Origin of the sequence: Pedobacter sp. N23S346 (genome assembly GCF_048515415.1) — a bacterium.
Lineage (GTDB): Bacteria > Bacteroidota > Bacteroidia > Sphingobacteriales > Sphingobacteriaceae > Pedobacter.
This window is the reverse complement of record NZ_JBLYEE010000015.1, coordinates 101,691-111,826: the sequence shown is the minus strand read 5'-3', so window position 1 is coordinate 111,826 and position 10,136 is coordinate 101,691. Positions and strand designations below refer to the sequence as shown.

5 protein-coding genes and 1 rRNA gene are annotated in these 10,136 nt (G+C 40.4%); all 6 read left to right on the top strand.

What is annotated here, in order from left to right; all coding sequences use genetic code 11:
* Positions 1-2 precede the first annotated feature (2 nt).
* Positions 3-114: ribosomal RNA gene (rrf, locus tag ACN1CD_RS20990) — 5S ribosomal RNA — on the top strand.
* Positions 115-785: 671 nt separating this feature from the next.
* A complete protein-coding gene (locus ACN1CD_RS20985) occupies positions 786-4,328 on the top strand; it encodes a hypothetical protein (RefSeq protein ID WP_419132373.1) in 3,543 nt (1,180 codons plus the stop codon).
* 72 nt (positions 4,329-4,400) lie between these two features.
* Entirely contained in the window at positions 4,401-6,695 is a 2,295-nt protein-coding gene (locus tag ACN1CD_RS20980; RefSeq protein WP_419132372.1) for a hypothetical protein, read from the top strand.
* Positions 6,696-6,728: 33 nt separating this feature from the next.
* The gene (locus tag ACN1CD_RS20975; RefSeq protein ID WP_419132371.1) at positions 6,729-7,610 is read left to right on the top strand and encodes a hypothetical protein; all 882 of its coding nucleotides are present in this window, start codon (positions 6,729-6,731) and stop codon (positions 7,608-7,610) included.
* A gap of 97 nt (positions 7,611-7,707) precedes the next feature.
* Positions 7,708-9,000: a gliding motility-associated C-terminal domain-containing protein gene (locus ACN1CD_RS20970; RefSeq protein WP_419132370.1), complete on the top strand. Its 1,293-nt coding sequence runs from the start codon at positions 7,708-7,710 to the stop codon at positions 8,998-9,000.
* A 145-nt stretch (positions 9,001-9,145) separates the two neighbouring features.
* Complete coding sequence (locus ACN1CD_RS20965; protein ID WP_419132369.1) at positions 9,146-10,114, top strand: type IX secretion system membrane protein PorP/SprF; 969 nt, start codon at positions 9,146-9,148, stop codon at positions 10,112-10,114.
* Positions 10,115-10,136 lie beyond the last annotated feature (22 nt).

Below are 10,136 nucleotides of genomic sequence, written 5' to 3'. Positions count from 1 at the left end.
ATTTAGGTGCCTATATCGGTGGTGTCCACCTCTTCCCATTCCGAACAGAGAAGTTAAGCCCACCAGAGCCGATGGTACTGCGGTAACACGTGGGAGAGTAGGTCGGTGCCAAATCTTAAAAGCCCAAGAGGCATTTAAAAAGAACCCTTGCAGTAACAACTGCAGGGGTTTCTTCGTTTACAGTAAGTTAAAGGTTAAAAGTTGTAGGTTATAAGTTACAGGTCTGGGAGCAGATAGCGATAGATGACAAGCAATTGTTTATAAGAATTGAAAGTTATAGGTTGAAAGGCCAGCAACGAACAACAACAAACGAACAACGAGATCAAAAATATCAATTGAAAAATCCTTCGTATATCCATAACGCGTCTTCCTGAACTTGATTCAGGATCTTTTCATTGCGAATAGACTGAAAACGATGGACGACAAACGACCAACCTCACTATTATTTCCTCACAGATTTTGTGGATCCTGCAGATTCGAGTACATCCTTTATAAACAGGTAAATATTTTACTTTTTATCCATATTCTTCTTCCGCGTTTGATTATAAAAAAAAATGGGAAATAAATTACCCGAAAATGTGGGTATAATTTTACCCATATTTTTTTAATTGTTCCCTAAAACAGCATTAAACGCCAATCTTCATTTTGGCTTATCTTTTGGGTTACTGGAATTATCATTTACAATCGATATGTAGCTAATAATTAGCTGCTTAAAGCGCTCAATCTCCTGTCTTCTTTAAATATCGCTTGTAAGGACCAAAAATCAAACAATTAATTTAAATTAGATGAATAAACATTTACTTCTCAGTTTAACGGGACTTATCTTGAGTATTTCCGTTTCCTTTGCTCAGCAAAAGGTAAAAGACGGTACTATAACTGGTACCAACTTGCCTAATAAAGATGCCATTTTAGAGTTGGAAAGCAATGATAAAGGCTTTTTACACGTTAGGATAGCACTTGTGGCAACTATAAACCCCGCCCCGTTAACTGCACATGTTGCTGGTATGATGGTTTATAACACTGCAACCAGTGCTGATGTAACACCAGGGATCTATTACAACGATGGTACAAAATGGGTTAAGAATGCAGCAGGAGTTGCAGGTCCGAAAGGCGATAAGGGAGATGCAGGATTAACTGGTCCTCAGGGAATTCAGGGTTTAAAAGGTGATGCTGGCCCTATAGGTCTTAGCGGCCCAAAAGGTGATACAGGTGCAACTGGTTTAGTTGGTCCTCAGGGAATTCAGGGTTTAAAAGGTGATGCTGGTCCTATAGGTGTTATCGGCCCAAAAGGTGATACAGGTGCAACTGGTTTAACCGGGTCGGCGGGTGTAACAGGCGATAAGGGCGATAAAGGAGACAGTGGTGCGCAAGGCATTCAAGGGCTGAAAGGAGATAAAGGCGACGTTGGTGCAACAGGTCCACAGGGAGCAACTGGCATTGCTGGTTCACAAGGTATTCAGGGATTAAAAGGTGATACAGGAGACAAGGGAGATAAAGGCGACGTTGGTGCAACAGGTCCACAGGGAGCAACTGGCATTACTGGTTCACAAGGTATTCAAGGATTAAAAGGTGATACAGGAGACAAGGGAGATAAAGGCGACATTGGTGCAACAGGTCCACAGGGAGCAACTGGCATTACTGGTTCACAAGGTATTCAGGGATTAAAAGGTGATACCGGAGACAAGGGAGATAAAGGCGACATTGGTGCAACAGGTCCACAGGGAGTAATTGGCACTCCTGGCGTACAAGGAATTCAAGGATTGAAAGGGGATACTGGAGACAAGGGTGATAAGGGAGATGTTGGAGCCACTGGTGTCACTGGTTCACAAGGTATTCAAGGATTAAAAGGTGATACTGGCGACAAGGGAGATAAAGGCGACGTTGGTGCAACAGGTACACAGGGAGCAACTGGCATTACTGGTTCACAAGGTATTCAAGGATTAAAAGGAGATACCGGAGACAAGGGGGATAAGGGAGATATTGGAGCCACTGGAGCTACTGGTTCACAAGGTATTCAAGGATTGAAAGGTGATACTGGAGATAAAGGAGATGTTGGCGCAACTGGTGTTACTGGTTCACAGGGTATTCAGGGACTAAAAGGTGATACAGGCGATAAGGGTGATGTTGGTGCAACCGGTCCTGCCGGTGCATCAACTCCTCAAACCATTACACATACTTTAAGTTCTGTTGATAACACCTTAACCAGTGATGTAAATGGAACTGCACCTACAGCCAAACTTATTAATTCTAATGTTCTGGGATTAGATGCAACCAATAACTTAACCTCAACCATTAATGGTGTGCTTTCAAATGCTGTAGATCTTTCTTTACTTTCAGTTGAACCGTGGAATGTTCAGGGTACTACCAATAAAGCAACAGCAAATAATGAAAATATTTATCAAACCGGAACAGTAGCGATAGGTAGGAATACCGTGCTGACTGGCACAACCTTAGATATTGCAGGTGCTGTACGGGGAGGCACTGGCAATACAGGAACTGTGGGTACAAACTCAGTAGCTTTTGGAGAGAGAAATATAGTAAGCGGTGCAAATTCGGTAGCTTTTGGTTATGGCAATAATATTTCCGGGATCAGAAATGCAGCCTTTGGGTCGGTCAATGTAATTTCAGAGGCTAATACTACGAGTAATTTTATTTCAGGTGTATCTAATGAGATCCGTAATGGTTCTCAGGAAGCTGCAATTTTTGGTAGAAGCAATATTATTAGTGCAACAGCGACAGCAGCACCAAACTTTATAATGGGATCTAACTCCACCATTAATGGGGGATTAATGTCTTTCATTACAGGTACCTATAATGTTGTTGAAGCTACTGGAGATCATGTGTTTATGGGAGGGATATCAGGCACTGCAAAAGGGAGGTTCAATACTATTTTTGGTAATCAAAATATTGCAGGTTCTTATTTTGAAACGGCAGTGGGATCTAAGTCTGCCATTACAACCGGAACGCCAGATAAATGGGTAACTACAGATGTTTTATTGCAAGTGGGTAATGGCGATAACGCTTTTGCTGCACCTAGAAATAATGCAATGACCATTCTTAAGAATGCCCATACCGCAATCGGTTTAACAGGTACAGAGGCCGCAGCAAAACCAACTGAACTTTTAGATTTAGGCGGCGCTGCAACTACAGGAAATGGTGGTTTAAGAATCAGGAATATCAACTCAGCAGCTTATGCAGGTGCTGCTACAGATAATTTGGTAGTAGCTGATGCTAACGGTATATTAAAAACAGTGACATCATCTACATTAACAACAGAACCTTTCCAAGTAGAAAGCACAACCACAAAGGCAACCACAAACACCCAAAATATTTACCAAAATGGTAATGTAGGTATTGGAGATTTTAGTGCAAGCAACCCATTAACAAATTTAGATGTGAGAGGTGCAATACGTGGCGGTACAGGAAATTTAGGTACAATAGGTACAAACTCTGCAACATTTGGTACTGGAAATACGGCATCTGGAAATAATTCTTTTGCTACTGGACTTAGTTCAACAGCGAGTGGGGTAGCATCTACAGCAATGGGTGAAGGGAGTACGGCTTCTGGCGTTCAATCATTTGCAGCAGGTTATCATTCTAATGCCACAAACATAGCGACTGTTGCATTTGGATATAGAAATAATGCCAATGGGCAATCGGCAGCCACTTTTGGTGGGTATTTGACCGCACAATCACAAAATGAATTGGTAATAGGTCATAATAATGCTATTAAAATTGGTACACCAAACGATTGGCTATACGATGAGCCTGTTTTTCAAATAGGTGTAGGTATAGGTGATCAGGTAGCTAATCAGCCTTTCGGTAATGCAATGACCGTGCTCAAAAATGGTAACATAGCAGTTGGTATTATAAATACAAATGCTGCTTTAGTAACTGAAGCAGCTGCAAAACCAACAGAAAGATTTGATATTGGTTCTGGAAATGTAAGAGTTCGTGATATCAATACTGTAACGGGCTCATCTACAGATAAAATTGTAGTAGCAGATGCAAACGGCGTTTTAAAAACAGTAACCTTCGCAATGAACACCACTAATATTGTAAACATTGCTACCGCTTACACTGCATTAGCAGATGATTATACCATCATTGCAGATGCCGAAACAGCTGGTTTTACTTTAACTATTCCGGCTGCAGCCCCTACCAATAAAGGACGCATTTTGGTTATTCGTAAAATAGATGAAAGTTCAAACGACATAACTTTTAGTCAGAGTATTAAAATTTCGAAAACGGTAACGATAACCAATTTGAACATCAATTCTACCATGCGTATTCAAAGTGATGGTACTAACTGGTATAAAATAGACTAATAAGAACTTATGTATCAGGGTGTAATTTTAAGGTATTACACCTCAGTACCACATTCCAAATCTCTTAAGACAATGAAAAAAAATATAAAATCAATCGCTTTTCTTGCACTCTTAGCAGCAACAGGCTACCAGGCAAATGCACAAACCACAGCTCAAAAAATTGGAGGAAACCCAACTACTAAAGATGTATCTGCACTTTTAGAGTTGGAAGCTAACAATAAAGGAGTATTAATGCCACGTGTTGCTTTAACCAGCTTAACTGACATTACCACTATTGTTAATGCGGCAAATTCACTAACTGTTTTTAACACTGCAACCACAACAACAGGAACTAACGACGTTACGCCAGGTTATTATTACTGGAATAAAGATACCGTTACGCCGGCAAATAGTAAATGGGTAAGGTTATTAGATGAAATAGCACCTTATGCTGAGCCTTTTAATGTAGAAAGCACAACAACAAAAGCAACTACAAATACCCAAAACATTTATCAAAACGGTAATTTAGGTTTAGGAGATTTTAGTGCTACTAATCCAATTGCAAGATTAGATGTTCGTGGAGCGGTACGTGGCGGGAAACCAAATTTAACAGCTGCAATAGGTGCCAACTCAGCTGCATTTGGGTTTGATAATATTGCTAGCGGTTTAAGAGCTATAGCGGGAGGTTGGACTACTACAGCAAGTGGAGTTAACTCAACAGCATTTGGCTCTGGGACAATAGCAAGCGGAGATAACGCATTTGTTACTGGTACAAATTCAAAAGTAACTGGAGCATATTCCACAGCAATGGGCCAGATAAGTGAAGCAAATGGACTTAGTTCTACAGCGATAGGAACAAGTGCTCGAGCAAATGGAGATTATTCAATGACGCTTGGTTATAATGCCATTGCAGGTTCATCTTACGAAACTGTATTAGGTGCAGGTAATGCTATAACTACAACAGGTAATCCTACTAATTTCGTACTAACTGATCCATTATTGCAGGTTGGGAATAGTGTAGCAAGTAGTAAAAACAATGCCCTAACTATTCTTAAAAATGCACACACTGCCATCGGTGTATCAGGTACCGAAGCAGCAGCTAAACCAACCGAACTATTGGATTTAGGTGGCGATGCTACTACAGGTAATGGTGGTTTAAGAATCAGGAATATAAACTCAGCAGCTTATGCAGGTGATATCACCACAGATAAAGTTGTAGTAGCAGATGCAAACGGCGTTTTAAAAACAACAACACCAAGTGCTTTAGCTATCGAACCTTTACAAATTCAGGGCACCACTACCAAAGCTACTGCTAATACGGACGCCGTTTATCAAATGGGTAATGTGGCTATTGGTACACAAAACGGAATCGGAACCTTCCATATAGATGCGGCAAAGACCAATCCGGCAACTGGTACTCCAACCGCCACAGACGTGTTGGATGATATCATCGTTACGCCTGGAGGAAGAGTTGGTTTCGGATATAACCCCTCGGATGCAGTATTTGGTGCTAATCAATTTGATGATAAAGTAACCTTCCAGGCAAATGGTGATTTAGATGTTAATTATAGTTTGGCTACCAGCAATAATGCACAGGCAATTGTTCATCGCAATATCATTTCAAGTGGTACCATTGCGTCTAGAACAGCCCGTCCAAACGGAACTTCTATTGCTGCGTTTGAGGGACATACCTCAACATCTAATAACACATTTGGTGCCTCTAATACAATTACTCAGCAAAGAGCAGGAGTAGTATTAAGAACAGGTAAGTATACCAACGTAGGTGGTGAAATTTGGTTAGGAACATCAGGAGCAAATGCTGATGGAAGTGCAAGGACAGCAGCCGGAAATGCTTATCGAGCCATAATGGATGAAAGAGGAAACTGGTCATTTGGTGCAGATCCAAACGGCGATGCTTTCTACAGAAATCCAACACAGCGTTTAGACTTAATTTTAGGTGGGGTGCGTATTGGAGCTTTAGGCTATGGACCGCTGGCATCATGGAGATCAGCTGAAGCAGCGGAAAGGCCAAACTACATTAGTACAGATGCTAATGATAGGGTTGTTGTTGCAGATGCAAATGGTGTTTTGAAAACGGTATCAGGTTCAATGAATAATATTATTAAAATAACAGCCGACTATACCGCACTGGCTAACGATTACACTATTCTGGCCAATGGAACAAATGGAGGTTTTACCTTAACGCTTCCTGCAGCTAACGCAAGTAAAGGTAGAATTATAGTAATTCGTAAAACGGATGAAACCAGCAATGTGCTTACGTTCAGCCAATCTATTAAAATTTCTGAAACAACCAGCTTCACCACACTAAACGTGCACAGTACGATTCGTATTCAAAGTGATGGAACAGATTGGTATAAAATTGATTAATTCACCCCATTATCATAGATAAAAATTACAGCAATGAAATATATATACATAAGAGTCGGTATAATCATCAGTTTATTTTCGATGACTGGCATGGTGGTTTTAGCACAAACTATAGCTCAAAAAATAGGAACCAATTCTACCATTAAAGACGCAAGTGCCTTACTGGAACTGGAGGCAACAAACAAGGGTTTTTTGATGACAAGAGTAGCGCTAACCAGTTTAACAGATGTAACTACTATTAATTCTCCTGCACATGCGTTAATGGTTTTTAATACTGCAACAACCAATTCCGGTACAAACGATGTAGTACCTGGTTATTATTATTACAATAAAGACCTCAATACTCCGGCCAATAGCAAATGGGTAAAGTTATCTGATTCACAAAATAAATCAGCTTCAGGTGATGTAAAAAATTCCTTCAAAACTGCAGATCATGCAGGATGGTTCCTTTTAGACGGTAGGGCAATTTCGTCACTCCCGGCCGCAGCTCAGGCTGCAGCCAGTGAATTGGGGTTTACTAACAACTTGCCTGATGCAACAAATCGTTTTTTGAAAACAAAAATCTCTTCAGAAAACCTAGGTGATATTGGTGGTATCAATGAATTAACCATTACCGTGGCTAATCTACCAAATACTACCTTTTCAGGCACCATTAATGGTACTGCAGCATCTGCCGGCGCGCATACGCATACCCTGCCTACTCCACTGCAAATAAATGATACGGATAGAGGAGCATCAGGTAATAGGTCCCTATGGAGTATTGATAATGTAGACACTAGTACAACTTCATCATCTGGAGCACACACGCATACGGTATCAGGTTCGGCATCTGTACCCTCAGGTGGTTCAGGTACCGCATTAGATAACAGATCTCCTTACCTGGTGGTGAATACATTTATTTTCCTGGCCAATTAAATATTTATAGGAGTTCTTATAGGAACCGTCATGATTATCAAAATACACAAGTGAATGATCAATCATGACGGCTTTATCACCATAAAAAACAAAACAGATGAAAAATCAATGCTATGGATTTTTGATGTTCTGCTTACTTTATTTTCCTGGTAATCAATTACATGCTCAAACAGGAGTTGGGAGTATGACAGTCGATAATTCTACCGTGACAATTTCTGCAGGTATAACCGAAACCCGATTTTCTGAGGGCAGTTACTTTGGACCAAATGCCAATTGGATTATAGATGGTACACTAGAAATTTTTAGTAAAAATATCTGGATTGCGCCTGGTGCCACGTTTTCTGGAACAGGAAAGATCGTGATTTATAATCCTGGTACCAATCCATTCTATAAAGACATGCCCTCTGGTGCCACTGATATAGATGGAAATAATGGAGCATTTATTAACCTTTTGATAGAACATCGCAATGCTGAAAATATGGTGCTAGCTGATGTAAGTGACCCAGGATATGGTACAGCAAACCCAGCCGGATCGTTGGCGGCCTCACTAAATATTGGCGGTACCTTGGATCTTGCAACTGATCGGGCAGATATTATGCTTAACGGAAATAATCTTGCCTTCAATACATCTGGCAAGATCATTAACTATTCAAGAGATAGAATGGTGGTAACCGAAAATAAGCCTTTGGGTTACATGATTAAAAATTATGCAGGTGCTGATTCATTTGTCTTCCCCATAGGTATTGCAGAAAATGATTATACACCAGCTACCGTTACACCAGTCTCTGCAGAAAAAATATATGCGAGTGTGCAGGATATTTCGGCAGCCGGAAAGCCAATTTTAAATGCGGCACTTGGTATGGATAGAACCTGGCATATTTTCGGTTCAAACCCCTTGCAGGCAAATCTCGTTTTGCAGCACAATAGCAGTACCAATGGTAATCTGTTTAAGGATGCCAATGCTGCGATTGCCCGTTATGTTAATGATGCAAAATGGGAGACGCTGAAAGGAACAAATCCTGCAATTGGTGTTCATACCAGAAGTAATATTTTAATGTCTACAGATTTAGCCGCAAATGGTGGCTACTTTACTAAACTCTCTGTATCCGGATCAACCTTATTGATTCCCAATTTATATACGCCAAATGGAGATGGCTCAAATGATGTTTTCGAAATCCGTGGATTAGATCTTTTCACGGAAAATGATTTGGTTATTGTAAATCGTTGGGGCAATGAAGTCTATAAGGCAGCTAATTATAAAAATAATTGGACTGGTGAAGGCTTAAATGAAGGTACTTATTACTATATACTTAGGGTAAAGGATAGTGCTGATGCAGGGTGGCAGGTATTTAAAGGCTACGTTACCTTAATCAGGGCATTCAAAAAATAATGAGTATTTGTCACAACGGGAAGCACTGGCTTTTCAAAGGGGATGGCACTCTTTATTAATCAGAAACGATGAAACCTTCATGCTTTTCATAATTATACAATGAAAGGATTCAATCATAGCAGCTTCATAAAACAAAATTATACAGATGAAAAAAATATTAAAAGTATTGGTAATACTGTTGTTATTTTCCAGGCTGGCAAATGGGCAGCAAGATGCCCAGTTTAGTCAGTATATGTTTAATGGTATCTATATTAATCCAGCCTATGCTGGTTATAAAGAGCAATTAAACCTCCATGCATTTTACCGTAACCAATGGACCGGAATTCAGGGTGCGCCTAAAACAATGTCGGTAGCTATTGATGCTATTGCCAATGATGGAAATGTAGGGCTAGCCTTGCAGATATCAAGCGACAGGTTGGGTGCGCAACGCAATCAATCTATTTATGGAAATTATGCCTATCGCATTCCAATGAATAAAGAGGGGACATCAAGGCTGGCATTTGGGCTAGGTGTTGGTGTGGTGCAATTGGGGATTGATGGAGCAATGTTAAATCCAAACGATGTAGAAATAGACCAGCCTACCGGTATGCAAAGTAGCATATTGCCTGATGCCCGGGCAGGCGTTTATTTTTCGAATGACCGTTTATACGCGGGCTTTTCGGCTGATAATTTAGTGTCCCAATATATTGATATTGACCGGTATGCATTTATTCCCCAGCCAAAACCACACTATTACCTAACTGCTGGTACACTAATTCCACTTTCCAGAGAAGTTTTATTAAAGCCATCCTTCTTGTTAAAAGATGATCGGGGAGGTCCAACCAGTTTAGATCTTAATGCTTTCGTTATTTTGGCAGAGAAGTTATGGATTGGGGGCTCTTACCGCACAGGCGTAAAACTTTATAGTAAGGATTATCTTCAGAAAGATTTAAGTCAGCTCAATTCTGCTGTGGCAGCGCTTCAAATTTTTCCTAACGATAACTTAAGGATTGGCTATGCTTACGATTATTCAATAGGTCCTCTACAAGGCTATAGCGGCGGTACACATGAAATTTCAATTGGTTATTTCTTTAACAAGAAAAACATGCGAATGTTAACACCAAGATTCTTTTAAACTTAGGTGCCTTAAGAGGCAA